We start from the raw sequence: 23744 nt of genomic DNA on the forward strand, positions 1-23744 counted from the left end.
CCGGTGATACGCACCGGACGGCCCAGCGGATCAACGGCGTACCGAAAAAATTCCCGGCGGGGGCGGAGTGGAGTCGGTGGCGTCGGCATCGCGCACCACGGCGGCCCCGCCGGCGAACCGGTCCAGCTCGTCGCCGGCCAGCACCCGGCCCGGGAACCAGTCCCCGGCCGCCCGCCGGGTCAGCGCCGGCACCGGCGGGTCCACCCGGCCGGCGACCAGCACCAGGTTGCCGTAGCGCCGGCCGCGCAGCACCGCCGCGTCGCCGACCAGGCAGGCCCGGGGCAGCACCGCACGCACCGTGGCCACCTGCGCGCGGGCGTGCCGCAGCGGCGGCCCGTCGGCCACGTTGGCCAGGTACCAGCCGCCCGGGGCCAGCACCCGGGCCACCTCGGCCGCGTACTCCACGCTGGTCAGGTGCGCCGGGGTGCGGGCGCCCGCGAAGACGTCGGCGACCACCACGTCGTAGCCGGCGTCGCGGGTGGACTCCAGTGTGGCCCGCGCGTCGGCGACCCGCACCCGCAGCCGGGGGTCGGCCGGCCAGGGCAGCTCCCGGCGCACCAGGTCGACCAGGGCGGCGTCCACCTCGGACACCCGCTGGGTGGAGCCGGGGCGGGTGGCCTGCACGTACCGGGGCAGGGTCAGCGCCCCGCCGCCGAGGTGCAGCACCCGCAGCGGCGCGCCCGCCGGTGCGATCAGGTCGAGGGCGGCGGCGAGCCGCCGGACGTACTCGAACTCCAGGTGGGTGGGATCGGCGAGGTCCACGTGCGACTGCGGCGCGCCGTCGAGCAGCAGGGTGAACGACCGCGGCCGGTCGGCGTCCGGGACCAGCTCGGCCTCGCCGGTGTCGACCCGCGCGGTCACCCGGCCCGTGCCCCGGCGGCGGCCCATCAGACGCGGGGGCCGCGGCCCCGGGCCGCGGCGGTCAGCGCCCGGTGCAGCAGGCGGGCGTCGCCGAGCAACGCCCGCAGGCGGCGCTCCAGGCCGGCGATCGGGACGAGGTTCTGCGGGGCGCGCGGGTCCTTGTACGGGGTGGACGCGAACCGGGGCAGCGTGACCAGCGACAGGTCGGCCAGCGCGAACGCCTCGGACTCGGCCAGCTCGGCCGAGCACTCCACCCGCACGATGCCCGCCCACGGCGCGCCACCGGAGCCGGGCAGCCGCAGATACCACGAGTAGCCGCCCCAGGCGGTGACGAGCCGGAACACCGGTGACCGCTGGCCGGGCCGCAGCCCGGTCACCACGGCCGTCAGCCGGGCGTCGAGGTACTGGCTGTGCTGGGTCTTGACGTAACCCAGGGTGCGGGGCAACTGCCGGCGGCTGCGCAGCGGGCCGTCGACGACCAGCAGGTCCCCGTCGACCCGGGCCGCCCCGGAGACCTCCACCTCCAGCGCGGTCAGCGGCCCCTGCACGGCCGCCTGGAGCTTGTTGAGCTCGCCGGTGCCGCCGACCCGGTGCACCGGGTAGCGCACCGTGCCGGCGCGCACCTCCCGGGCCGACGGGCTGGCCGTGAACAGGCCCCGCCGCACCTGGGCACCGGCGAGCCGCGCCGCGCCGCGCTCCAGGTCGCAGCGGACCACCCCGGCGGCGTACGAGGCGGCCACGCCCGGGAACGACGCGCCGTCGGCCTCCGCCGTCCACACGCTGGCGTCGATCCGGCGTACGCCGTCGACCAGCAGCACCACGTCCGGGGCCCGGACGCCGGGCCGGACGTCGATGGCCCGCCAGTCCACCGCCGGCAGCTCCACCTCGGCGTCGACCTGCTGGCGGCTCGGCGTGGCCGGCCCGCCCGGCGCCGCCTCGAAGGACGCGCCGTAGCCCGGATCCCAGGCGTCGACGAACAGCTCCGGCGCCTCGCCCACCGGGGCGACCCCGCCCGGCCCCGCCCCGCCCGGCCCCCAGCCGGTCGGGCCGCCCCCGCCCGGCCCCGTCACAGGCCGGTCCGTTCCACCCGGGCGGTGCGGGCGTCCTTGCGGACCTCGAACCGGACCGGGATGCGTTCGGCCAGCGCCGGCACGTGGGTGACCACGCCGACCATCCGGTCGCCCCGGGCGGCCAGGCTCTCCAGTGTGGCCGCCACCGTGTCCAGGGTCGCCGCGTCCAGCGTGCCGAACCCCTCGTCGAGCACGATCGACTCCAGGCTCGCCGCCGTGGTGGACAACCCGGCGAGCTGCTCCGACAGCGCCAGCGCCAGCGCCAGCGACGCCTGGAACGTCTCCCCGCCGCTGAGCGTGCGCACCCCGCGCCGCAGCCCGGCGTCGTGGTGGTCGACGACGAAGAACTCGCCCTTGTCGTGCACCAGGTCGTACTGGCCGCCCGACAGCTCGCGCAGGATGCCCGACGCGCCGTCGACCAGCAGGTCCAGCGCCTCGGCCAGCAGCCAGCGCTCGAAGTTGTTGGCCCGCAGGTGCCCGGCCAGCGCCCGGGCCACCCGAGCCTGCCGCTCGTGCCCGGCCCGCTGCTCGCGCAGCTCGGCGGCCTGCTCGCGGCGCTCCACCAGCCGCCGGTGGGCGGCCTCGGCGCGCTCCACGGCGACGGTGGCCGCCCGCACCGGGTCGTCGGTGGCGGCCAGCCCGGCGGCGGCGAAGACCCCCGCGATCCGCTCCTGCACGGCCGCCACGGCGGCCTCCGCCCCGGCGACCGCCTCGGCCAGCCCCGGCCGGTCCGCGCGCCGCCGGGCCGCCTCCCCGCCGGCCCATTCCGTCAGCGCCGCCCAGGCCGCGGCGACGTCGTCCCGGTCGGCGGCCGGCGGGCCGAACCGGGCCAGCCCGTCGCGGGTCGCGTCGAAGTCCCGCCACGCGCCGCGCAGCCGCTCCTCGGCCGCGTCGAGGGCCCCCCGGGCCCGCCGGGCGGCGTCGCGCCCCGCCCGCACCGCGCCCGCCGCGTCGTCGAGGGCCTTGCGCAGCCGGGCGTGCTCGGCCAGGTCGTGCCGCAGCGCCGCCGGGGTGGCGGCGCCGGCGAGCTGGTCGTCCAGCTCGGCCAGCCGGCCCCGCAACTGGTCGTGCTCGGCGCGGGCCCGCAGCAGCACCCGCTCCACGTCCCGGGCCGCCGCGTCGCGCTCCTGCACCACCCGCTGGGCCGCCTGCACGGCCGCCCGCGCCGCCTTCCCGGCGGCCGTGGCCCGCGCCACCGCCGAACCGGCCGGCACCGCCGGCACCCGGGGCACCACCTGCTCGCAGACGGGGCAGGCCGCCCCGTCGACCAGGTGCGCCCGCAGCGCCACCGCCTGGTCGGTGGCCTTGGCCTCCTCGTGCGCCCGGAACGCCGCCTCCAGCTCCGCCTCGGCCCGCTGCGCCGCCGCCCGCGCCGCGTCCAGCGCGGCGACCGCCGCGTCGTGCTCGGCCTGCGCGGCCGTCACCGCCGTGGCCACCGACCCGGCCTGCCCGGCGAGCCGGTCCCGGTCGGCGTGCGCCTTCAGCAGCAGCCGCAGCGCGCTCTCGTCGCCCGCGCCGGCCAGCTCGCCGCGCAGCTTCTCCTCGCGTTCCTCGGCCAGCGCCACCGCGCCCGCGGCCTCGCCGACGCCGGCCCGCGCGTCGGCCACCGCCCGGGCCACCTCGGCCATCCCGCCGGGGGCGCGCACCGCGTCGAGCACGGCCAGCTCGGCGTCGAGGGCCGCCAGCGCCGCGTGCGCGTCCCGCGCCGCCGCCCGGGCCGAATCCCGTTCCGGTACGGCCGCCGCGACCGCCCCGGCCAGCTCGTGCGCCCGCCCGATCTGCTCCTGCGCCTCGGCCAGCGCCGCGTCGTCGACGTCGGCGAGCCCGCCGAGGACCCGGTCGACCGCCTCCAGCCGCGCCTCGGCCTGCCCGGCCCGCTCGGTGGCCCGCCGCTGCACCTCCTCGTAGACGCCGAGGCCGAGCAGGTTCACCAGGATCTGCTGCCGGGTCGCCGGCCTGGCGTGCAGGAAGTCGGCGAACTGCCCCTGCGGCAGCACCACGCAGCTGGTGAACTGCTCGTACGGCAGCCCCACCGCCTCCAGCACCGCCCGGTCCATCTCGGCCGGGGTGCCGGCCACCACCTCGCCCAGGTCCTCCGGGCTGAGCCCGGTGTCCAGTTTGGTCACGTCGAATCCGGCCGGCATGAGCTGCAAACCGGCGTTGGCGGTCTTGACGTTGCCCCGGCCGTCGCGGCGCACCACCCGGGTCGCCACGTAGCGGTCCCCGGCGGACTCGAAGACCAGCCGCACCCGCGCCTCGGTGGCGGACGGGGCGAGCGCGTTGCCCAGCCCCCGCGTCCCGCCCCAGCGGGGCACCGTGCCGTAGAGGGCGAAGCAGATGGCGTCCAGCACCGTGGACTTGCCGGAGCCGGTCGGGCCGACGAGGGCGAAGAAGTCGGCGTCGGTGAAGTCGACGGTGGTCTCGTCGCGGAAGACGGTGAAGCCCGCCATGTCCAGCCGCATCGGGCGCATCAGCGGTCCACCTCCTCGAACAGCTCGTCGAACAGCTCCCGGACGTCGGCGTCGTCGTGCCCCCGGCTGTCGAGGTAGTCGGCGAACAGCTCCCGGGGCGAGCGGCCGGCCCGCTGGGCGGTGCGGGCGCCGCTGCCGGGGGCCGGCATCAGCTCCGGGTCGATCCGGATCTCCAGGGCGCGGGGCAGCAGCTCCTGCACCTCCTCCCGCAGCCCGGCCCGGGGCTGCTCGCGGACGAACACCCGCAGCCAGCCCTCCGGCGGGGCGGTCTCGGCGAGCTGCGCCAGGGTGCCCCGCACCGTGCGCAGCGGCACCGCCGCCGGCACCGGCACCTCCCGGATGCGCGCCGCGCTGGTCGCGGTCACCTCGACGACCGTCACCGACGGGACGTTCTCCTGCTCGCCGAAGTCGACGGCGAGCGGGCTGCCGCTGTAGCGGATCGGGCAGGGCCCGGACACCCGCTGCGACCGGTGCAGGTGACCCAGCGCCACGTAGTGGGCGGTGCCCGGGAACACCGTCGCCGGCACCGCGTAGCCCAGGACGGTGTGCGCGTCGCGCTCCCCGCCGCCGGTGGCCGCCCCGACCACGGTGAGGTGGGCGGTGACCAGGTGCACCCGGTCGGGCTCGTCGAAGCCCTCGGTGAGCCGGCCGAGCACCCGGCCCAGGTGGTCGGCGTACGTCTGCACGGCCTCGGCGGCGGTCAGCTCGTACATCTCCACGGCCCGCACCGCGTAGCGCTGGGACAGGAACGGCAGCGCGGCCACCCGCCAGCGTTCCCCGCCGGCCGTCGTGCCGTCGATCACGTGCTCGTCGGGGTTCTCCCGCACCCCGCCGCGCAGGGTGATGCCGGCGGCCTCGGCCCACGGCCGCAGCGCGTCGAGGGCCTGCCCGTTGTCGTGGTTGCCGCCGATGGCCACCACGTCGGCGCCGGTGCGGCGCAGCGCGGTCAGCGCCCGGGTGACCAGCCGGGTCGCCTCCGGGGTGGGCGCGGCCGTGTCGTAGAGGTCGCCGGCGACGATCACCAGGTCGGGGCGCTCGGCGTGGGCGACCTCGATCACCCCGGCGAGGACCTGCTTGTGCTCCTCGGCCCGGGACTGTCCCTTGAGCACCTTGCCGACGTGCCAGTCCGAGGTGTGCAGGATCTTCATGACCGGTGCCCCCTAGAACGGGATGTCGTCGTCGCTCGTGCCGCCGCCGGAGCCGACCACCGCGAACGGGTCGGCCGCCCCCGTGATCGACCGTAGCGTCTCCGAGGGCGCCCGACCGGCCTCGGAGACGCGGGTGGCCCACGCGGGGAAGGGGAACTCCAGGCAGAGCGGGACCGGGATGTCGGGCTGGTTGACGAACATCGTGCCCGGCTTGGCCAGCAGCGCCCGCTGCCGCTGGGCGGGCGGCAGGAAGCCGTACTCCGGGCGGGACGCCTCGGCCGGGTCGAGCCGGCCGACGACCCGGATCGCCGAGTTGGTGACGATGCGCCGCTCCACCTCGCTCGCGGTCTGCTGCGCGCCGACCAGGATCACGCCGAGCGAGCGGCCCCGCTCGGCGATGTCGAGCAGCACCTCCTTGATGGGGGAGGAGCCCTCGCGGGGGGCGTACTTGTTGAGCTCGTCGAGGACGACGAAGAGCAGCGGCTTGGCCGTGCCCGCCTTCTCCTTGCGCTCGAACTCGCTCTTGAGCGTCACGCCGACCACGAACCGCTGCGCCCGGTCGGGCAGGTTGTGCAGGTCGACCACGGTCACCTGCGCGGACTCGCTGGTGTTGATGCTGTGCGGGCGGCGGGTGGCCAGGTCGCCCCGGATCAGCCGGCCCAGGTCCTTCTTGCTGCCGATCAGCCGGCGGGCGAACGCGTTGACCGTGCCCAGCCCCACGGCGCTGCCGGCCCAGTCGCCCCGGGTCTCGTCGTCGTTGAGCTGCTCGACGATGTGGTCGACCAGGTCGGTGTAGGAGCCGAGGCGCACCCCGTCGACGCTCACCCCGCCGTCGGCGGGCTGCGCGTGGCGGGCCAGGTGGGCGGCGACCGAGTGGACGACCATCGTGTACTGCTGCCGCTCGTCGTCGGCGTCGGCGAAGACGTACGGCAGGAGGCGGTCGGCGCAGAACTCGCTCAGCGTCCAGTAGAAGCTGTCCACCCCGGTCAGCCGGCTGCTCACGTCGGGGGTGCCGGAGGAGTCGCCGACCCGGGGCGGGGCGTAGACCCGCACGTCGGGGAACGCCCCGGCGCTGAGCCCGAGCCGGGCGTAGCCGGCGCGGGTGGCGTCGTCGAGGCGGGTGTTGGGGTGGTCGAGGAACAGCAGGTCCTCGCCCTTGACGTTGAAGATCAGCGCCTTGGCGTTGACCGCGTCGCCGCCGAGCACCCCGGAGCGGAAGACGGAGTAGAGCAGGAACGTGGCGAAGCTGGTCTTGGTGGCGACCCCGGAGATGCCGGAGATGGAGACGTGCGCGCCCCGGGTGCCGTCGAGGAAGTCGGCGTTGAGGTAGACCGGCACCCCGTCGCGGCCCATGCCCATCGGGATGCGCCGCTCCATCCGGTCGAAGTGCAGCGCGCGGGCCCGCGCGTCGCCCTCGGCCCGGTGCACCACGGCACCGGGCGTGGGCGGAACGTAGACCTCCGGGTCGACCCGGGTGGTGGTGATCTCGGCGGCCTCCTGCACCATCGCCGGCAGGGTGCCGTCGGCGATGGCGAAGACGTCCGAGTCGAACTGGGCGCCCTCGTGCCGCGCCCGCACCTGGGTCACCACCCCGGCGATGGTCACCGGCTCGCGGTCGGGCATCTCGCGGCGGGTCACCACCACGTCGTCGAGCTGGAGGTAGCTGCCCGGGGCCACGGCCGTCCAGAACGTCAGCGGGGTGGCGTCGGCGGTGCCGAGCACCCGGCCGACCCCCTCGCCGGGGCCGGCGGACCCGTCGTCGGTGATCGGCAGGCTCTCGGTCATCGGCCCGCTCCCGTCAGCTGGTCGTCTCGGTCACGGCACACGAGGAGCATCCTGCCGCAGGGATGTGACAGGTTGCCACGCGACGCGGCGGACGCCACCTCTCGCCCGGTACGCGATCACTCGTCGCATTCCTCCGAACGCGCACGGTGTCGCAAAACTTCTCGCCGCGGAGGTGACAGAAAGCGGTTGCTCGGCGCAACAATGGCACCGGCACCCATCGAGGATCTTCGTTCCGTCGATGTTTCGGGGTGCCCCTGCGGCCCGCCACCTGCGGGCCGTGGGCCGGCCCGGCGGCCACCACCGCCGGGTCACCGCCGGTCGGCACCCCCTTCCGACCGGCCGTCGATCGAAGGCAGGAGCCTCATGCGTCGTACCACTGTCCTGGCGGGCCTGGCCTCGGCCGCGCTGCTGGCCACCGCCGTGCCCGGCGCGGCCGTCGCCGCCCCGGCCGCCGCCCCCTCCGCCGACGCGTTCACCCGCGCCGTCGCCCAGCTGAAGTCCCACGCCGCCGACGCGCTCGCCGGCGACGGGCAGAGCTTCACGCTGAAGAACGTCGCGACCGACGCCGACGGCACCGAGCACGTCCGGCTGCACCGCTACCTCGACGGGCTGCCCGTGCTCGGCGGCGACCTGGTCGTGCACCTCGGCAAGGGCGGCGCCTGGCGCGGCGCCAGCCAGACGCTCACGGCCGCCCCGCGCCGCGCCGCCCGCGCCGCGCAGCCCGCCGTCGGCGAGGCCGCCGCCGGCCGCGCCGCCCTGGCCGCCTCCACCGCCACCGCCCGCCGCGTCGACGGCGCCCAGCTCGTGTACGACGCCGACGGCGCGCACACGGCCCTCGCCTACGAGGTGGTCGTCGGCGGCGTGTACGCCGACGGCACCCCCAGCGAGCTGCACGTGCTTGTCGACGCCGCCACCGGCGGGGTCCGCGGCTCCTGGGAGGGCGTGCAGCGCGAGGGCACCGGCAACACCCTCCACTCCGGCACCGTGCCGCTGGGCACCACCGCCTCCGGCAGCACGTACCAGCTCACCGACGGCGCCCGGGGCGGCCACAAGACGTACGACCTGAACGGCTCCACCAGCGGCACCGGCGCCCTTGTCGCCAGCGCCAGCAACGTCTTCGGCGACGGCACCACGGCCAACCGGCAGACCGCCGCCGCCGACGCCCACTACGGGGCGGCCGTCACCTGGGACTACTACAAGAACACGTTCGGCCGCAACGGCATCCGCAACGACGGCGTCGCCGCCTACAGCCGGGTGCACTACAGCAACAACTACGCCAACGCGTTCTGGAGCGACTCCTGCTTCTGCATGACCTACGGCGACGGCGGCTCCGGCTTCGCCCCGCTGACCTCCCTGGACGTCGCCGGCCACGAGATGACCCACGGCGTCACCAGCAACACCGCCGGCCTGGTCTACAGCGGTGAGTCCGGCGGCCTCAACGAGGCCACCAGCGACATCTTCGGCACCCTCGTGGAGTTCTCCGCCGCCAACGCCAGCGACCCCGGCGACTACCTCATCGGCGAGAAGCTGCGCAGCACGCCGCTGCGCTACATGGACAAGCCCTCGAAGGACGGCTCCTCGGCCGACTGCTGGTCCAGCCTCCTGCGCTTCAAGGACGTGCACTACTCCTCCGGCGTGGCCAACCACTTCTTCTACCTGCTCGCCGTCGGCAGCGGCGCGTCTGCGTACGGCAACAGCCCCACCTGTGACGGCAGCACCATCACCGGCATCGGCAACGCCAAGGCCGGCGCGATCTGGTACCGCGCGCTGACCACCTACATGACCTCGCGCACCAACTACTCGGGGGCCCGCGCCGCCACCCTGTCGGCCGCCGCCGACCTGTACGGCGCCAGCAGCGTCGAGTACCGGACCGTCGCCGCCGCCTGGACGGCCGTGAAGGTCGCCTGACCCACCCGGTACGGCGGGGGCGGCGACGTCCCCGCCGTACCGGAACCCCCGCGCCCCGGCCCCGCGGCCTGCGCCCCGGCTACGGACCGGCGGCCGGTGCGCGGGTCGGGGTCGCGTCGGCGTCGCGGGCGTAGCGGAGCAGCAGCACGCCGTCGGCGGCGGCCAGCACGTGCCGCAGCGGCAGTTCCCGGTGCCCGCCGGCGGGCCCGGCCGCGATTCGCCCCGGCCCGGCCCCGGCGAGCAGCGGCGCGACGGTGAGGCAGACCTCGTCGACCAGGTTGGCGGCGGTGAGCGCGCCGAACAGGTGCGGGCCGCCCTCGCAGAGCACCTGCCCGAGGCCGCGCCGGCGCAGCTCGGCCAGCCCGGCGGCGAGATCCACCCGGTCGGTCCCGCAGCGCACCAGGTCGGCCACCTCGGCCAGGCCCGGCGGCGCCTCGGCGGCGGCGTGGGTGAGCACGACCGGGCGCACCGGCGCGTCGGCGAAGGCGGCCTGCGCCGGATCCAGGTCCAGCGAGCCGGAGACCACCACCAGGGTCGGATACTCGGCCAGCCCGTGCGCGCGCCGCCAGGCCCGCCGCGCCGCGTCGAGCCGCACCGCGCCGTACCCCTCGTGCCGCAGCGTCCCGGCGGCCACCAGCAGCCCGTCGCAGAGCATCCGCAGCAGGCCGAAGACCCGCTTGTCCGGCGCGCCGGAGAGCCCCGCCGAGTAGCCGTCGAGCGAGACCGCGCCGTCGACGCTGGTCACGAAGTTCACCCGCAGGTGGGGACGGCCCGCCCGGCCGTACAGCGCGGTCAGCTCCGCGTCGTCCAGGCCGGCCGCCGACGGGGCCGGCCAGAGGCGCAAGATCGCGGCTCCGGCGCTCATTCGCCGGCCGGACCCGTGACCGGAGGGGTCGGTTCGGGGGTACGGTGCTGGCAGTCGCACCACTTCCGGCCCGGGCATTCGTCGTGCCGCCGTTCCCGGCAGGCTCGGCAGATCATGCGGGCAGCCTATGTCGTGGAGGGAGGGGGCAGCACATGCCACGTCAGATCTTCCAGCTGAAGGTGTCCCTCGTCGGGGTCCAGCCGCTCGTCTGGCGGCGGGTGCTGGTCCCCGCCGGTTACACGCTGGACCGGCTGCACCGGGTCGTGCAGCACGCGATGGGCTGGCGCGACTGCCACCTGCACTCGTTCGAGATCGACGGCACGCAGTACGCCGAGCCCGACCCGGACGGGGAGCTCGCCGTGCGCGACGAGCTGGACGTGCGGCTGGACGCGGTGCTCGGCAAGGGCAGCCGCTTCCACTACACCTACGACTTCGGCGACTGGTGGGAGCACGACATCGTCGTCGAGGACGCCGTCTCCGCCGACCCGGACGAGCGGTACCCGACCTGCCTGGCCGGCGAGCGGGCCTGCCCACCGGAGGACGTCGGCGGCCCCGCCGGGCACCAGGTGCTGCTGGCCGCGCTCGCCGACCCCGCCCACCCGGAGCGCGAGCGGCTGCTGGACTGGGCCGGCGAGGCGTACGACCCGGACGCCTTCGACCCGGCCCGCGCCGCCACCCTCCTGCGCCACCTCTGCTGAGGTGTGCAAGGAAGGGCCCCTTGTTAACGCTTTCTGTAGAGGAAGGGCCCCTTGTTAACGCCACGCTGGGCGGGGTGGTGGGGACGCCGACGGCCGGGCCCCTTGGTGGTCGGGGGTCCGGCCGTCGGCACATGTGCGTGTGCGTGTGTCAGCTGTTCCAGTGTTGGGTGACGAGGTCGGCGGCCTGCTGTTCCCACTGCGCGTACGCGTCGGGGTACGCCGACACCTGCACGGTTTGGGCGGCGTCGGTCAGGGCCTTGTCCTGCCAGCCGTCGACCTGCCTGAGGCCCTTGAGGAACGCCGTGGTGGCGTACTCGGGGTCGGTGATCTGCTCCGGCGAGCCCCAGCCGCTGGACGGGCGCTGCTGGAACAGGCCCAGCGAGTCGTGGTCGTTGCGGTCACCCAGGTGACCCAGGTTCTGCAGCTTCGACTCCTGCAGGGCGGTGCCGATCGAGATGACCGCGGCCCGCTCGTCGAGGCCGGCCTTCTTCGTGGCGGCGATGATGGCCTTGGCGTTGGCGGTCTGTTCGGTGTCGAGGTCGATGCGCGACTGCGCGCCCTGCACGCCGTGGGGGATGAGCTTGCCGGTGTCGACCCCGGCGGTGGGCTTGTCGGCCTGCACGGCGGCGACGGGCCGGGCGTCGACCGCGCTGGTGCCGGCGTCGGGGGTGGTGGTGTGGAGGGGTCCGGCGGCGATGCCGCCGGCGAAGGCGAGTCCGGCGATGCCGAGGATGCTCTTGCGCAGGATGGTCGTGTTCATGGGGGTGTCTCCAATCCGGGGGTCGGCGCACCCCACGCCCGCAAGGGGGGACGGTGAGGGGGTGCGCGAGCACCACGTCGAGGCGCCCGAACAACGAACTCAGAACGAACGAGGGGGTGGCTGCCGTGCGGCGCCGGGTCCGGGTGTAACGACCGGCGGCCGGCCCGCATTCCGGGGGGCGACGACACCCAGGGTGCGGGGGCTGCTTCGGTGGTCCGTCAGGTGTAACGACCCCGGCCCGGCCGGGATTCCGGCCCGGGGGTGCCGCCGGTCACCACCCCAGCCCGCCCCGCCCCGCCCCACCCCACCCCGGCCCGGTCCGCCGAGGCCGGACAAACCGCCCAGCCCGGCCGGGGGTGACGGGATGTCGGGCAGATGGCGGTGTCAACGGCGCGGGATGCCGCCACATCCCCGACATGACGCCTCCGGTGGGCGGCCACCGGCGGGTCACGCCGCCTTTGACGCGCCGTAGCGATAGTTCCGACACACGGCGGTAACGATCTGGGAACGCTCCCAACGGCTTATTGACACCCTGGGGACTCTCCTCCAGTCTCATGGGAGCGCTCCCGGGGCTGTGTCGCGGATCTCTCCGCAGCGGCGCCGAGTGTCGACCGTGGGCTCCGGCCGTCGGCCGCGAGCGCCTGCACAGCACCCCCCACCACATGACACAGCCTCACCACCGAAAGAGGGGTCTCGGATGAGCGTCCCAATCCGTCGCCGGCGGCTCGCGGCCATCGCGCTCGCGTCCGTCGCGATGATTGCCACCACTTCAGCCTGCGGCAGCGACGACTCGGACTCGGGCAGCAGCGACGGCCCGATCAAGCTCGTCGTCGACGTCTTCGGCGACCAGGGCTTCGGCTACGACGAGCTCTACAAGCAGTACGAGGCGGAGCACCCGAACGTCAAGATCGAGCAGCGGGGCAAGGGCCTCGGCCTGACCGACTACAACACCCGCCTCACCCAGCAGATCACCGCCGGCGCCGGTGCCGGAGACGTGGTGGCCCTCGAGGAGGGCACGATCGTCCAGTTCTACGCCCAGGCCAACAAGTTCGTGAACCTGGCCGACCACGGCGCGAACGACCTCAAGTCCAACTACCTGCCGTGGAAGTGGGAGCAGGGCACCACCCCGGACGGCGCGGTCCTCGGCCTCGGCACCGACGTCGGCTCGATGGCGCTGTGCTACCGCAGCGATTTGTTCAAGGCCGCCGGCCTGCCGACCGACCGCGAAGAGGTCGGCGCGCTCTGGCCGACGTGGGACCAGTTCATCGCCACCGGCCAGAAGTTCGTCGCCGCCGACAAGAAGCACAAGTTCGTCGACTCGGCGACCAACTTCTACAACGTCGTGCTGATGCAGACCGCGGGCAACGGCTCCGGCTACACCTACTACGACAAGAGCAACAAGCTGGTCATCGGCGAGAACCCGGACGTGCGGACGGCGTACGACCTCACCACCAAGATGATCGCCGCGGGCCTGTCGAACAACCTCCAGTCGTTCTCGAACGAGTGGAACGCCGGCTTCAAGAACGGCACCTTCGCCACCATCGCCTGCCCCGCCTGGATGACCGGTGTCATCAAGGGCCAGGCCGGTGACTCCGCCGCCGGCAAGTGGGACGTCGCGAAGGCCCCCGGCAACGGCGGCAACTGGGGCGGTTCCTTCCTGGCCGTGCCGAAGTCCAGCAAGCACGCCAAGGAGGCCGCCGAGCTGGTGAAGTTCCTGACCAGCGCCAAGGGCCAGATCGAGGCGTTCAAGAAGGTCGGCAACCTGCCGTCGTCGCCGCAGGCCCTGGCCGACCCGGCCGTCGCCGACTCGACCAACGAGTACTTCACCAACGCCCCGGTCGGCAAGATCTTCGCCGCCGGTGCGAGCGAGCTGAAGCCGGTCTACCTCGGCCCGAAGAACCAGGCCGTCCGTACCGCGGTGGAGAACACCCTGCGCGCCGTCGAGCAGGGCAAGCCCGCCGCCGAGCAGTGGGAAGCAGCGCTGAAGAACGGCGAGGCCGCCGGTAAGTGACCGGCCGGACCGACCACGGGTGGCGTCGACAGGCGACTGTCGGCGCCACCCGCGGTGCCCGGTAAGCCCGGTGCGCCCGAGTGGCCGGGCCGGCAATCCTCCGGCGCCGCCCGCGCGGAAGGCCGGCAACTCCCCGGCCGCCCACGCGGAAGGCCGGTAACCCCCCGGCGCCGCCCGCGCGGACGGGTCGCGCCGACCGACGAGAAGGACCGTCGATGAGCCTGGACCTCCACACCGCAGCGCCCCCCGGCGGGGGCGGTGAACCCGCCCGCTCCGCCCGTGCCGCGCACCGTCGCCCGGCCCCTTTCACCCGGCTGGACCTGAAGTTCTCCCCGTACCTGTACGTCCTGCCGTTCTTCGTGATCTTCGCGGTCTTCAGCGCGTACCCGATCATCTACACGGTCTGGATCGCGCTCACCGACCGGTCGCCGCTGAACGCCACGATCAGCTTCGTCGGCCTGGACAACTTCGTCGAGCTGCTGACCGACGACCCGCAGTTCTGGAACGCGGTCGTCAACACGTTCGGCATCTTCCTGCTCTCCACCGTGCCGCAGCTGATGCTGGCGCTGGTGCTGGCCAACGCGCTGAACCGGAAGCTGCGGGCGCAGACCTTCTTCCGGATGGCCATCGCGATGCCGATCATCACCTCCACCGCCGTGGTGGCGCTGATCTTCTCGATGATCTACGCCAAGGAGTTCGGCCTCGCCAACTGGCTGCTCGACCTGGTCGGCCTCGACCCGATCGACTGGCGGGCGAACCGCTTCGCCTCCTGGTTCGCCATCTCCACCATGGTCGACTGGCGCTGGGTGGGCTACAACGCCCTGATCTACCTGGCCGCCATGCAGTCGATCAGCAAGGACATGTACGAGGCGGCGGCGCTGGACGGCGCGTCGCGGCGTCGGCAATTCTGGTCGATCACCATCCCGCAGCTCCGCCCGACGATCATCTTCACGTTGATCGTCTCGACCATCGGCGGGCTCCAGCTCTTCACCGAGCCGCTGATGTTCACCAGCGGCGCGGGGGCGCTCTCCGGCGGCTCCGAGGGGCAGTTCCAGACCATCACCATGTACCTGCTCGACGTGATGAACACGCGCTTCCGCTGGGGGTACGCCGGCGCGGTCGCCCTCGTGCTGTTCCTGCTCATCGCGCTGGTGTCGCTGGTGAACTACCTGCTCGCCCGCCGCATCAGTTCCGACAAGTGAGGGTTGCGCCCAGATGACGACCACGACGCTCCGCCCACCCGCGCGCCCGTCCGGCAGGCCGCCGCGCGACGCGCACAAGGCCGACCGGATCTGGAAGGCGACCCCGCTGACCTGGGTCGGCCTGGTCCTCGGCGTGATCCTCTCGCTGTTCCCGTTCTACTGGATGATCGTCATCGCGTCCCGGACGAACGACGCGGCCAACTCCTGGCCGCCGCCGTTCCTGCCCGGCGGCAAGCTCGGCGAGAACATCCAGCGGGTGCTGGAGAACGGCGACGCCAACATCGTCAAGGGGCTGATGAACTCGTTCCTGGTCTCCGGGACGATCACCATCGCCACCGTCTTCTTCGGCTCGCTGGCCGGTTTCGCCTTCGCCAAGCTGCGCTTCCGCGGCAAGAACGCGATGCTGCTGATCATCCTGGCCTCGATGATGGTACCGATCCAGCTCGGCGTGCTGCCGCTCTACATCCTGATGGCCAAGCTCGAGTGGCTGAACACCATGCCGTCGGTCACCGTGCCGTTCCTCATCGGCGGCTTCGGCATCTTCATGATGCGCCAGTACGCCGAGCAGGCCGTGCCCAACGAGCTGATCGAGGCCGCCCGGGTGGACGGCTGCTCCACCTGGCGCGTCTACTGGCACGTCGTCGTCCCCGCGCTGCGGCCGGCGGCGGCGGTGCTGGGCCTGCTCACCTTCATGGAGCAGTGGAACCAGTTCTTCTGGCCCTTCGTGGTGCTCGCCGACCCGGCCAACCCGACCGTGCAGATCTCGCTGCGCAGCCTCAACACGGCCTACTTCGCCGACAACTCGCAGATCTTCGCGGGCACGCTGGTCGCCACGTTGCCGCTGTTCGTCGTGTTCGTCCTGTTCGGCCGCCAGATCATCGGCGGGATCATGGAAGGTGCCGTCAAGTCGTGAGCGATCCGACCCGTCCACCCGCCGTCGCCGTCCTCGACCAGGGCGCGGCCCTCACCTTCCCGCCCGGCTTCCTGTGGGGGGCCGCGACCGCGGCGTACCAGATCGAGGGCGCGGCCACGGCGGGCGGCCGTACCCCCTCGATCTGGGACACCTTCAGCCACACGGAGGGCCGGACCGTCGGCGGGCACACCGGCGACGTGGCCTGCGACCACTTCCACCGGATGCCCGACGACGTGCGGCTCATGGCGGAGCTGGGCCTGAAGTCCTACCGGTTCTCGGTGTCCTGGCCGCGCGTGCAGCCGGGCGGCTCGGGTCCGGCCAACGCCGAAGGGCTGGACTTCTACCGGCGGCTGGTCGACGAGCTGCTGGGCCACGGCATCGAGCCGTGGCTGACCCTCTACCACTGGGACCTGCCGCAGCCCCTGGAGGACGCCGGCGGCTGGCCGGCCCGGGACACCGCCGGCCGGTTCGCCGACTACGCCCGGCTCGTCGCGGACGCGCTCGGCGACCGGGTGCGCTACTGGACCACGCTCAACGAGCCGTGGTGCTCGGCGTTCCTCGGGTACGGCTCGGGCGCGCACGCGCCGGGGCGTACCGACGGGGCGGACGCGGTCCGGGCCGGGCACCATCTGATGCTCGGGCACGGCCTGGCGGTCCAGGCGCTGCGGGCGTCCCGGCCGGACGCCCAGCTCGGCATCACCGTCAACCTGTATCCGGTGACCCCGGCCACCGACTCGCCGGCCGACGCGGACGCGGCCCGGCGGATCGACGGGCTGGCGAACCGGTTCTTCCTCGACCCGGTGCTGCGCGGGTCGTACCCGGCGGACCTGCGGGCCGACCTGGCTGCGGTGACGGACTTCGGGCACGTGCGCGACGGCGACCTGGCGGTCATCTCGACGCCGCTGGACCTGGTCGGGATCAACTACTACAGCCGGCACGTGGTCGCCGCCCCGGTCGACGGGGAGCAGCCGGAGGCGTACTGGCGGGCGCCCACGTGCTGGCCGGGCAGCGAGGACGTCCGGTTCGTCACCCGGGGTGTCCCGATGACCGACATGGACTGGGAGATCGACGCCCCCGGGCTCGTCGAGACCCTGGAACGGGTGCATCGCGACTACACCGACCTGCCGCTCTACGTGACCGAAAACGGTTCCGCTTTCGTTGATACTGTGGTCGACGGTCAGGTCGACGACGCCGACCGGTTGGCCTACTTCGACTCGCACCTGCGGGCGGCACACGCGGCGATCGGTGCAGGGGTGCCCCTGCGGGGCTACTTCGCGTGGTCGCTGATGGATAATTTCGAGTGGGCCTGGGGTTATGCCAAGCGCTTCGGCATGGTGTACGTCGACTACGACAGCCAGGTCCGCATCCCCAAGTCCAGCGCCAGGTGGTACGCCGAGGTGATCCGACGCAACGGTCTGGCCGCACAATAGGGCACACGGCCAGCCAGTACGGGCGGTCCCGATGCCCGTCCCCCCACCCGGGGGGCGCACCGGGCCGCCCATGTCGGAGGAGCAGACGATGACAACGCAGCGCACCCGGTCGCTCGGGCGCCCGACCCTTGACGCGGTCGCCGCGCGCGCCGGCGTCGGGCGCGGCACGGTCTCCCGGGTGGTCAACGGCTCACCCCAGGTGAGCCCGGAGGCCCGGGCCGCCGTGCAACAGGCCATCGCCGAACTGGGGTACGTGCCGAACCGCGCCGCCCGGGCCCTGGTGACCCAGCGGACCGACTCGGTGGCCCTGGTCGTCTCCGAGTCCGGGGACCGGGTCTTCACCGAGCCGTTCTTCGCCGGCATCGTCCGGGGGATCAGCTCGGGCCTGCTGGAGACCCCGATGCAGCTCTGGCTGGCCATGGCCCAGTCGCCGGTGGAGCGGGAACGCGTCGAGCACCACCTCACCAACCAGCACGTCGACGGCGTCCTGCTGCTGTCGCTGCACGACTCCGACCCGCTGCCCACCCTGCTGGAGGAGCGGGGCCTGCCGACCGTGCTGGGCGGCCGGCCGGCGCGGATGCTCCAGCCGGGCGCGCAGCCCGCGTACTACGTCGACGTCGACAACGTCGGCGGCGCCCGGCACGCGGTGGAATACCTGTTCGCCCGGGGGCGGCGGCGCATCGCCACCATCGCCGGCACCCAGGACATGGGCGCCGGCCTGGCCCGGTTGACCGGCTACCGGGAGGCCGTCCAGGCCACCGGGGCCGGCCTCAACCCCGACCTCATCGCGTACGGCGACTTCAGCGAGGGCAGCGGGGCGGCCTGCATGCGCCGGCTGCTGGAGGTCTGCCCGGATCTCGACGCGGTCTTCGTCGCCTCCGACCTGATGGCCTTCGGGGCGCTGCGGACGCTGCGCGAGGCCGGCCGGCGGGTGCCGGACGACGTGGCGGTGATCGGCTTCGACGACGCGCCGGTGGCCCGGCAGGCCGAGCCGCCGCTGACCACCGTCTTCCAGCCGGTCGAGGAGATGGGCCGGCAGATGGCCCACCTGCTGGTGTCCCGCATCCGGGGCGAGGACATCCCGACCGACCACATCCTCCTCGACACCCACATGGTCCGCCGCGCCTCCGCCTGAGTGGGCCCACGGCCCGACGGGGAGGCGGGCTGTCTGATTGATCCGGCCTGGCGTCATCTGGGAAGTCCCGGGCCGCCGGTCGGTATCACCGCTTTGTGCGGCCGGCTCCTGAAGTCGAGACCATGCCGGTGCGGGGAGTCCTCCGGGCCGGCGTCACCGTCGACGGGAGACCGCTGTGATGGCAATCCTCGGAAGCCGCGCCCGCCGCCTGGCCCTGACCCTGTGCGCCGGGCCGCTCCTCGCCGGCCTGCTGGCCACCGCCACGGGCCCGGCCGCTGCCGCCCGGGCGGCCACCGCCGGACCGGCCGCGAAGCCCGCCCGGATCATGTCCGTCACCGACGTCTGGATGCGGGACGCCGTCGACGACGCCGGCCTCCAGCCGTACCCGGCCACCAGGGTCTGGGCCAGCCCGGACGTCAAGGTCTGCCCGACGCCGGTGGAGTGCGCGACCAGCGAGTTTCCCGTCGCCGGCTCGACCAGCCACATCTTCGTCAAGCTGCGCAACCCCGGGCCGTACGGGTCGGGCACCGACAGCGGGACCCTGCGGTTCTACCGGACGAACCCGGGCGGCAGCCTGTCCTGGCCGCTGGGCTGGATGCCGGTCGCCTCGCGGGCCGTCACCGTGCCCACGGGCGTGACGACGGTGCAGGTCGCGTGGACCGCGGTGCCCGGCCCCGGTCACTTCTCCCTGCTGGCTGTCTGGGAGTCGCCGAACGACCCGCTGCCGTTCATGACCGCCGACACCCTGACCAACGTGCGCTACAACAACAACATCGCCTGGCTCGACCTGGTGTCGGTCTGAGCGACCCCGCGGCGACGCGCCCGGTCAGGCCCAGCGGCGCAGCTCCCGCTTGGCCAGCGAGGAACGGTGGACCTCGTCCGGGCCGTCGGCGAGGCGCAGGGTGCGCGCCTGGGCCCAGAGCCCGGCGAGCGGGGTGTCCTGGCTGACGCCCGCGCCGCCGTACCCCTGGATGGCCTTGTCGATCACCCACTCCGCCATCGCCGGAGTGGCGATCTTGATCGCCTGGATCTCGGTGTGCGCGCCCTTGTTGCCGACGGTGTCCATCAGCCAGGCGGTCTTGAGCACCAGCAGCCGGGCCTGCTCGATGCGGACCCGGGACTCGGCGATCCACTCGCGCACCACGCCCTGCTCGGCCAGGGGGCGGCCGAACGCGATCCGCTGGTTGGCCCGGCGGCAGAGCAGCTCCAGGGCCCGTTCGGCCATGCCCACCAGCCGCATGCAGTGGTGGATGCGCCCCGGGCCGAGGCGGGCCTGGGCGATGGCGAAGCCCGCCCCCTCCGCGCCGATGAGGTTCTCCACCGGCACCCGTACGCCCGTGAAGTCGATCTCCGCGTGGCCGCCGTGCGGGGCGTCGCTGTAGCCGAACACCGTCATCCCGCGCCGCACCGTCACGCCCGGGGTGTCCCGGGGGACCAGGACCATGCTCTGCTGGCGGTGCCGGTCGGCCCCGGGGTCGGTCTTGCCCATCACGATGAAGATCTCGCAGCGCGGGTCCATCGCCCCGGACGACCACCACTTGCGCCCGTCGATCACGTAGGAGTCGCCGTCGCGGACGATCCGGGTGGCGATGTTGGTGGCGTCGGAGGAGGCCACCTCCGGCTCGGTCATGCAGAACGCCGAGCGGATCTCCCCCTCCAGCAGCGGAACCAGCCAGCGGTCCCGCTGCGCCTCGGAGCCGAACTCGGCGAGCAGCTCCATGTTGCCGGTGTCCGGCGCGGCGCAGTTGACCGCCTCCGGGGCCAGGTGCGGGCTGCGCCCGGTCAGCTCCGCCAGCGGCGCGTACTGGAGGTTGGTCAGGCCCGCGCCGTAGCGGGGGTCGGTGAGGAAGAGGTTCCACAGGCCGCGCTGCCGCGCCTCGGCCTTCAGCTCCGCCAGCACGGGGGAGCGGGCCCACGGGTCGCCGGCCGCCGCGACCTGCGCGGCGTGCACCGCCTCCGCCGGGTGGACGCACTCCTGCAGGAACGTGCCGAGCCGCGCGCGCAGCTTCTCGGTGCGGGCGTCGAACTGGAAGTCCATCACTGCTCCCTGACTGCGCGCAGACCATGCTCCACCAGCGGCGCGACCATGTCGCCGATCCGGTCGAAGCCCCCGCCGAGCGTCTGCCCGAGGGTGTGCCGGTAGTGGATCCCCTCGCAGATCACCGCGAGCTTGAAGCAGCCCAGGGCGACGTGCCAGTGCAGCGGGCCGACGTCGACGTCGCCGCGCCCGGCGTACCGCTCGATCAGCTCGCGCCCGGCGGGGAAGCCGGCGCGCGGGCCGAGCCCGTCGGCGACGGGGTTGCCGGCGGCGGCGTCGCTGTCGCCGAGCACGTCCCAGTACGTCAACAGGAGCCCGAGGTCGGCCAGCGGATCGCCGAGGGTGGCCATCTCCCAGTCCAGCACCGCCCGCACCGACACCGCGCCCCCGGTGGCCGTGCTGGCGTCGACCGTGGCGAGCAGGTTGTCCAGCCGGTAGTCGCCGTGCACGATCCGCCCGGCGTTCACGCCCTCGGGCACCGAGGCGGCGAGCGCGTCGCGCAGCTCGTCGATGCCGGGCAACGGGCGGCTGCGGGACCGGTCGAGCTGCCCGGCCCAGCGCCGCACCTGCCGGCCGAGGAAGCCCTCGGGGCGGCCGAAGTCGGCCAGCCCGACGGCGGCCGGGTCGACCGCGTGCAGGTCGGCGAGGGTGTCCATCATCGCCATGGCCAGGCCGCGGCGCTGCCCGGCGGTCAGCGCGTCGGTCTGTGACCGGCTGCGGAACACCTCGCCGTCGACCTTCTCCATCAGGTAGAACGGCGCGCCGAGCACGGCGGTGTCCGTGCAGAGCAGCAGCGCCGCCGGCACCGGCACGGCGGTCGGGGCGAGCGCGGAGATGACCCGGTGCTCCCGGGCCATGTCGTGCGCGGTGGCGAGGACGTGGCCCAGCGGCGGCCGGCGCAGCACCACCTCCCGACCGCTCGCCCCCGCGCCGGCCCGCAGGGCGTACGTCAGGTTGGACTTGCCGCCGGCGATGAGCCGGGCCCGCAGCGGCGGGCCGGCCAGCTCGGGGCGGTGCACGGCCAGGTGGGCGGCGAGCCGGTCGAGATCCAGACCTTTCGGGGCGTCCGCACCGGGGCCGGTGCGTGGGTCGACGACGGCCGGATCGGTCATCCGACTAGTTGATGGCAGCTCACGCACCTTGTCAAGGTGGGATTTTCCCCTGGGACACGGCACGGCAACAGGGACGAAATGGTCAACCGGCAGGCTGGTGCCCAGCCTGCCGGCCGCCCTGCGCCGGCCTGCCGAGCGGAGGGACGATCATGTTGCTGAGAGTTCGGGTGACCCTGCCGGACCGTCCCGGCACGCTCGGCCAGGTGGCCCGCACGCTCGGCGTCTCCGGTGCCGACATCGTCCAGGTCGTCGTCCTGGAACGGCTCGGCGGGCGGGCGGTCGACGACTTCACCGTGGTGTGGCCGGGCGCATCCCGGGTCGAGCGGCTGCTCGCCGGCCTGGCCGCCATCCCCGGCGTGCGGGTCGACGGCGTCTGGCGGGCGATCGGCGCGCCGACCACCACGGGGCAGGACGCCGAGCTGCTGGCCCAGGTGGCCGGCAACCCGGCCGACGGCCTGGCCACGCTGGTCGACGCGGTGCCGGGGCTGCTCGCCGCGGACTGGTCGGTGGCGGCGGTGGTCCCGCTGGACTGGGCCTCGCGCACCGGCGGCGGGGGCGGCGACGCCACGGTGGCGCACGCGAGCTGGCGGGTGCCGGTCCCGCCCCGTCTGCCCGAGATCACCCCGCTGCGGGCCCGCGCGATGACCGCGCCCGACGGCACCCACTACGCGATCGCGCCGTTCGGCCGGGCCGGCCTGGTGCTGGTGGTGTCCCGCGACCACACCGAGGCGCTGAGCCCCGCCGCGTTCCACTCCACGGAGGTGGACCGGCTCGCCCAGCTGGTCCGGGCCAGCGCGGTGATCCTCGGTGACCGGCTGGACCTGGTGGGCGCGCCGCCGGTGGTGGCCGGCGGCTGAGAAGACTGTCGGGCCCCGGTGCGGGGTCCGTCAGCTGGAGCCGGGCCCCGGTGCGGGGCCCGTCCGGCGGCACCAGTGCGGGCCCGGTCGATGCGACCGGGTCCGCACTGTCGTTCCCCTCGCCTGCCATCGAGCGGCGTGGCCAGCGTCACCACCTGTGGTGCTGGTCATGCGTGCGGTTCCCGCCCCGTCACCACCGGGCAACGGGCCCGCAACAGCCGGCCGGCATCGTCGTAGGCGGGTGAAGGGAGACAACCATGGCGCTGTGGCGGATCCGAGCCACCGTGGACGACCGGCCGGGCTACCTGTCGGTCCTCACGGCGAGCCTCGCGTTGCGGGGGGTCAACATTCTCACCGTGCAGGTGCACACCACCGAGGTCGGCGCGGTCGACGACTTCCTCGTCGACGCCCCGGACACGCTCGACGAGGCGGAGCTGATCGCCGCCGTGGAGCGGGGCCGGGGCCGGGACTGCTGGGTGGCGCGCAGCGAGGCGCGCGGCCTCGCCGACCAGCCCACCCGGGTGCTCGGCCTGGCCACCCGGCTGGTCCGCGACCCCGACGCGGCGGGGGAGGCGCTGCGGACGCTGCTGGGGGCCGACGAGGTCACCTGGCGGCCCGTCACCGTCGCGGGGGGCATCACCGGCACGACGATGACCCTGCCCGACCCCACCGGCGGGTCGTACGAGCTGCGTCGGGCCGCGCCGAGCTTCACCCCGGCCGAGTACGCCCGCGCCCAGGCGCTCGCCGAGCTGGCGGCGACCGTGGGCCGGCGGGAGGCCGACCAGCTCACGCTCGTCCTGCCCGACGGCGCGGAGGCCGTCGTCCGCCCGGCGGCGGCCGGTGACCTGACCGGCGTGCTGGAGTTGCACCGGGCCTGCTCGGCAGGCACCCTGCACCGCCGCTACCTCGGCGGGGCGGCGCTGCCCGCGCCGGCCCGCCTGGCCCGGCTGCTGGAGCCGGCCCAGGGCCTGACCCTCGTCGCGACGGCGGCCGGCGCGGGCGGGGCGGCGGCCGGCGCGGGCTGGCCGACGTTCGCCCCGGGCGGGGTGGTGGACGGTTTCGCCGGGGCGGTTGCCGGCCCCGGTGGGGTTGCGGCCGGTCCGGGCGGCGCGGCGGTCGGTTCCGGCGGGGCGGCGGAACCGGTCGTCGCGATGGCGAACCTGCTCGTCGAGGGCGACGAGGCCGAGGTGGCGCTGCTGGTGCGCGACGACTGGCAGCGGCGCGGGATCGGCACGGCCCTGCTGCGCCGGCTGGTCCGGCACGCCGAGCGGGCCGGCCTGGCGGCGCTGGTGCTGCACGTCCAGGCGGAGAACACGCCGATGCTGCGCACCCTGCGCCGGCTCGGCCGGTCGATGGTGACGGAGCGGGACGGCTCCCTGGTCACCGTCAGCGTGCCGGTGGCCGGAGCCTCGGCCGGGGTGGTGCCGGCCCAGGTGCGCCGTAGCTGACGCCGTGCCCGGCTGTCCGGGGGCCACAAGCT

The 23744-nt window shown here is 74.4% G+C and carries 19 protein-coding genes; 10 read left to right on the forward strand and 9 right to left on the reverse strand.

Annotated elements, in window-relative coordinates; genetic code table 11:
* Positions 1-30: 30 nt before the first annotated feature.
* The 5 genes from ACFYWL_RS06640 to ACFYWL_RS06660 all read right to left on the reverse strand — a co-directional run bounded on the left by ACFYWL_RS06640 (position 31) and on the right by ACFYWL_RS06660 (position 7317).
* A complete protein-coding gene (locus tag ACFYWL_RS06640) occupies positions 31-888 on the reverse strand; it encodes a spermidine synthase (RefSeq protein WP_386968277.1) in 858 nt (285 codons plus the stop codon).
* Positions 888-1841 carry a hypothetical protein gene (locus tag ACFYWL_RS06645; protein WP_386968779.1) on the reverse strand — a complete coding sequence of 318 codons (954 nt, stop codon included), beginning with the start codon at positions 1839-1841 and terminating at the stop codon, positions 888-890. The genes ACFYWL_RS06640 and ACFYWL_RS06645 overlap by 1 nt, the downstream gene beginning before the upstream one ends.
* 86 nt (positions 1842-1927) lie before the next feature.
* Entirely contained in the window at positions 1928-4402 is a 2475-nt protein-coding gene (locus tag ACFYWL_RS06650; RefSeq protein WP_386968280.1) for an AAA family ATPase, read from the reverse strand.
* A complete protein-coding gene (locus tag ACFYWL_RS06655; RefSeq protein WP_386968282.1) occupies positions 4402-5550 on the reverse strand; it encodes an exonuclease SbcCD subunit D in 1149 nt (382 codons plus the stop codon). Before ACFYWL_RS06655 ends, ACFYWL_RS06650 begins: the two co-directional genes overlap by 1 nt.
* Before the next feature lie 12 nt (positions 5551-5562).
* Positions 5563-7317, reverse strand: a complete 1755-nt coding sequence (locus ACFYWL_RS06660; RefSeq protein ID WP_386968781.1) for an ATP-binding protein — start codon at positions 7315-7317, stop codon at positions 5563-5565.
* Between the two features lie 381 nt (positions 7318-7698).
* Here ACFYWL_RS06660 and ACFYWL_RS06665 point away from each other — a divergent pair, with 381 nt between their 5' ends.
* Positions 7699-9243, forward strand: coding sequence for a M4 family metallopeptidase (locus ACFYWL_RS06665; RefSeq protein WP_386968285.1), 1545 nt, complete (start codon positions 7699-7701; stop codon positions 9241-9243).
* Positions 9244-9322: 79 nt separating this feature from the next.
* On the opposite strand, the gene ACFYWL_RS06670 is transcribed toward ACFYWL_RS06665, so the two are convergent.
* Positions 9323-10108, reverse strand: coding sequence for a pyrimidine reductase family protein (locus ACFYWL_RS06670; RefSeq protein WP_386968288.1), 786 nt, complete (start codon positions 10106-10108; stop codon positions 9323-9325).
* 152 nt (positions 10109-10260) lie between these two features.
* Here ACFYWL_RS06670 and ACFYWL_RS06675 point away from each other — a divergent pair, with 152 nt between their 5' ends.
* Positions 10261-10806, forward strand: a complete 546-nt coding sequence (locus ACFYWL_RS06675; protein ID WP_386968291.1) for a plasmid pRiA4b ORF-3 family protein — start codon at positions 10261-10263, stop codon at positions 10804-10806.
* 148 nt (positions 10807-10954) lie between these two features.
* Here the strand turns inward: ACFYWL_RS06675 and ACFYWL_RS06680 are convergent, their stop codons facing one another.
* Complete coding sequence (locus ACFYWL_RS06680; protein WP_386968293.1) at positions 10955-11566, reverse strand: hypothetical protein; 612 nt, start codon at positions 11564-11566, stop codon at positions 10955-10957.
* Positions 11567-12263: 697 nt separating this feature from the next.
* Between ACFYWL_RS06680 and ACFYWL_RS06685 the strand changes: the two genes are divergently transcribed.
* The 6 genes from ACFYWL_RS06685 (at position 12264) to ACFYWL_RS06710 (ending at position 19059) form a co-directional block, all read left to right on the forward strand.
* Positions 12264-13577, forward strand: coding sequence for an ABC transporter substrate-binding protein (locus ACFYWL_RS06685; protein ID WP_386968297.1), 1314 nt, complete (start codon positions 12264-12266; stop codon positions 13575-13577).
* A 215-nt stretch (positions 13578-13792) separates the two neighbouring features.
* Positions 13793-14779 (forward strand): carbohydrate ABC transporter permease, encoded by a 987-nt coding sequence (locus ACFYWL_RS06690; RefSeq protein ID WP_386968300.1) that lies wholly within the window; start codon positions 13793-13795, stop codon positions 14777-14779.
* A gap of 13 nt (positions 14780-14792) precedes the next feature.
* On the forward strand, positions 14793-15692 hold the full coding sequence (locus tag ACFYWL_RS06695; protein WP_386968304.1) for a carbohydrate ABC transporter permease: 900 nt from the start codon (positions 14793-14795) through the stop codon (positions 15690-15692).
* Positions 15689-17122, forward strand: a complete 1434-nt coding sequence (locus ACFYWL_RS06700; protein ID WP_386968306.1) for a GH1 family beta-glucosidase — start codon at positions 15689-15691, stop codon at positions 17120-17122. The genes ACFYWL_RS06695 and ACFYWL_RS06700 overlap by 4 nt, the downstream gene beginning before the upstream one ends.
* Before the next feature lie 88 nt (positions 17123-17210).
* The gene (locus ACFYWL_RS06705; RefSeq protein WP_386968310.1) at positions 17211-18257 is read left to right on the forward strand and encodes a LacI family DNA-binding transcriptional regulator; all 1047 of its coding nucleotides are present in this window, start codon (positions 17211-17213) and stop codon (positions 18255-18257) included.
* Positions 18258-18435: 178 nt separating this feature from the next.
* Complete coding sequence (locus tag ACFYWL_RS06710; protein ID WP_386968313.1) at positions 18436-19059, forward strand: hypothetical protein; 624 nt, start codon at positions 18436-18438, stop codon at positions 19057-19059.
* 24 nt (positions 19060-19083) lie between these two features.
* Here the strand turns inward: ACFYWL_RS06710 and ACFYWL_RS06715 are convergent, their stop codons facing one another.
* Both ACFYWL_RS06715 and ACFYWL_RS06720 read right to left on the reverse strand, forming a co-directional pair.
* Entirely contained in the window at positions 19084-20295 is a 1212-nt protein-coding gene (locus tag ACFYWL_RS06715) for an acyl-CoA dehydrogenase family protein (RefSeq protein WP_386968316.1), read from the reverse strand.
* Positions 20295-21407, reverse strand: coding sequence for a phosphotransferase family protein (locus tag ACFYWL_RS06720; RefSeq protein ID WP_386968319.1), 1113 nt, complete (start codon positions 21405-21407; stop codon positions 20295-20297). The genes ACFYWL_RS06715 and ACFYWL_RS06720 overlap by 1 nt, the downstream gene beginning before the upstream one ends.
* Positions 21408-21556: 149 nt before the next feature.
* On the opposite strand from ACFYWL_RS06720, the gene ACFYWL_RS06725 reads away from it, so the two are divergent.
* Both ACFYWL_RS06725 and ACFYWL_RS06730 read left to right on the forward strand, forming a co-directional pair.
* The gene (locus ACFYWL_RS06725; protein WP_386968321.1) at positions 21557-22264 is read left to right on the forward strand and encodes an amino acid-binding protein; all 708 of its coding nucleotides are present in this window, start codon (positions 21557-21559) and stop codon (positions 22262-22264) included.
* Positions 22265-22521: 257 nt separating this feature from the next.
* On the forward strand, positions 22522-23712 hold the full coding sequence (locus ACFYWL_RS06730; protein WP_386968324.1) for a GNAT family N-acetyltransferase: 1191 nt from the start codon (positions 22522-22524) through the stop codon (positions 23710-23712).
* The last annotated feature ends 32 nt before the right edge of the window (positions 23713-23744 follow it).

This window comes from Micromonospora sp. NPDC002575 (assembly GCF_042889525.1).
GTDB lineage: Bacteria > Actinomycetota > Actinomycetes > Mycobacteriales > Micromonosporaceae > Micromonospora > Micromonospora carbonacea.

Bases quoted from the DNA above. Each gene is read 5' to 3' on its own strand.
- ACFYWL_RS06665 (WP_386968285.1), top strand. From the start codon at position 7,699: ATGCGTCGTACCACTGTCCTGGCGGGCCTGGCCTCGGCCGCGCTGCTG.
- ACFYWL_RS06640 (WP_386968277.1), bottom strand. From the start codon at position 888: ATGGGCCGCCGCCGGGGCACGGGCCGGGTGACCGCGCGGGTCGACACC.
- ACFYWL_RS06710 (WP_386968313.1), top strand. From the start codon at position 18,436: ATGGCAATCCTCGGAAGCCGCGCCCGCCGCCTGGCCCTGACCCTGTGC.
- ACFYWL_RS06690 (WP_386968300.1), top strand. From the start codon at position 13,793: ATGAGCCTGGACCTCCACACCGCAGCGCCCCCCGGCGGGGGCGGTGAA.
- ACFYWL_RS06685 (WP_386968297.1), top strand. From the start codon at position 12,264: ATGAGCGTCCCAATCCGTCGCCGGCGGCTCGCGGCCATCGCGCTCGCG.
- ACFYWL_RS06670 (WP_386968288.1), bottom strand. From the start codon at position 10,108: ATGAGCGCCGGAGCCGCGATCTTGCGCCTCTGGCCGGCCCCGTCGGCG.
- ACFYWL_RS06720 (WP_386968319.1), bottom strand. From the start codon at position 21,407: ATGACCGATCCGGCCGTCGTCGACCCACGCACCGGCCCCGGTGCGGAC.
- ACFYWL_RS06695 (WP_386968304.1), top strand. From the start codon at position 14,793: ATGACGACCACGACGCTCCGCCCACCCGCGCGCCCGTCCGGCAGGCCG.
- ACFYWL_RS06675 (WP_386968291.1), top strand. From the start codon at position 10,261: ATGCCACGTCAGATCTTCCAGCTGAAGGTGTCCCTCGTCGGGGTCCAG.
- ACFYWL_RS06650 (WP_386968280.1), bottom strand. From the start codon at position 4,402: ATGCGCCCGATGCGGCTGGACATGGCGGGCTTCACCGTCTTCCGCGAC.
- ACFYWL_RS06725 (WP_386968321.1), top strand. From the start codon at position 21,557: ATGTTGCTGAGAGTTCGGGTGACCCTGCCGGACCGTCCCGGCACGCTC.
- ACFYWL_RS06655 (WP_386968282.1), bottom strand. From the start codon at position 5,550: ATGAAGATCCTGCACACCTCGGACTGGCACGTCGGCAAGGTGCTCAAG.
- ACFYWL_RS06680 (WP_386968293.1), bottom strand. From the start codon at position 11,566: ATGAACACGACCATCCTGCGCAAGAGCATCCTCGGCATCGCCGGACTC.
- ACFYWL_RS06715 (WP_386968316.1), bottom strand. From the start codon at position 20,295: ATGGACTTCCAGTTCGACGCCCGCACCGAGAAGCTGCGCGCGCGGCTC.
- ACFYWL_RS06730 (WP_386968324.1), top strand. From the start codon at position 22,522: ATGGCGCTGTGGCGGATCCGAGCCACCGTGGACGACCGGCCGGGCTAC.
- ACFYWL_RS06705 (WP_386968310.1), top strand. From the start codon at position 17,211: ATGACAACGCAGCGCACCCGGTCGCTCGGGCGCCCGACCCTTGACGCG.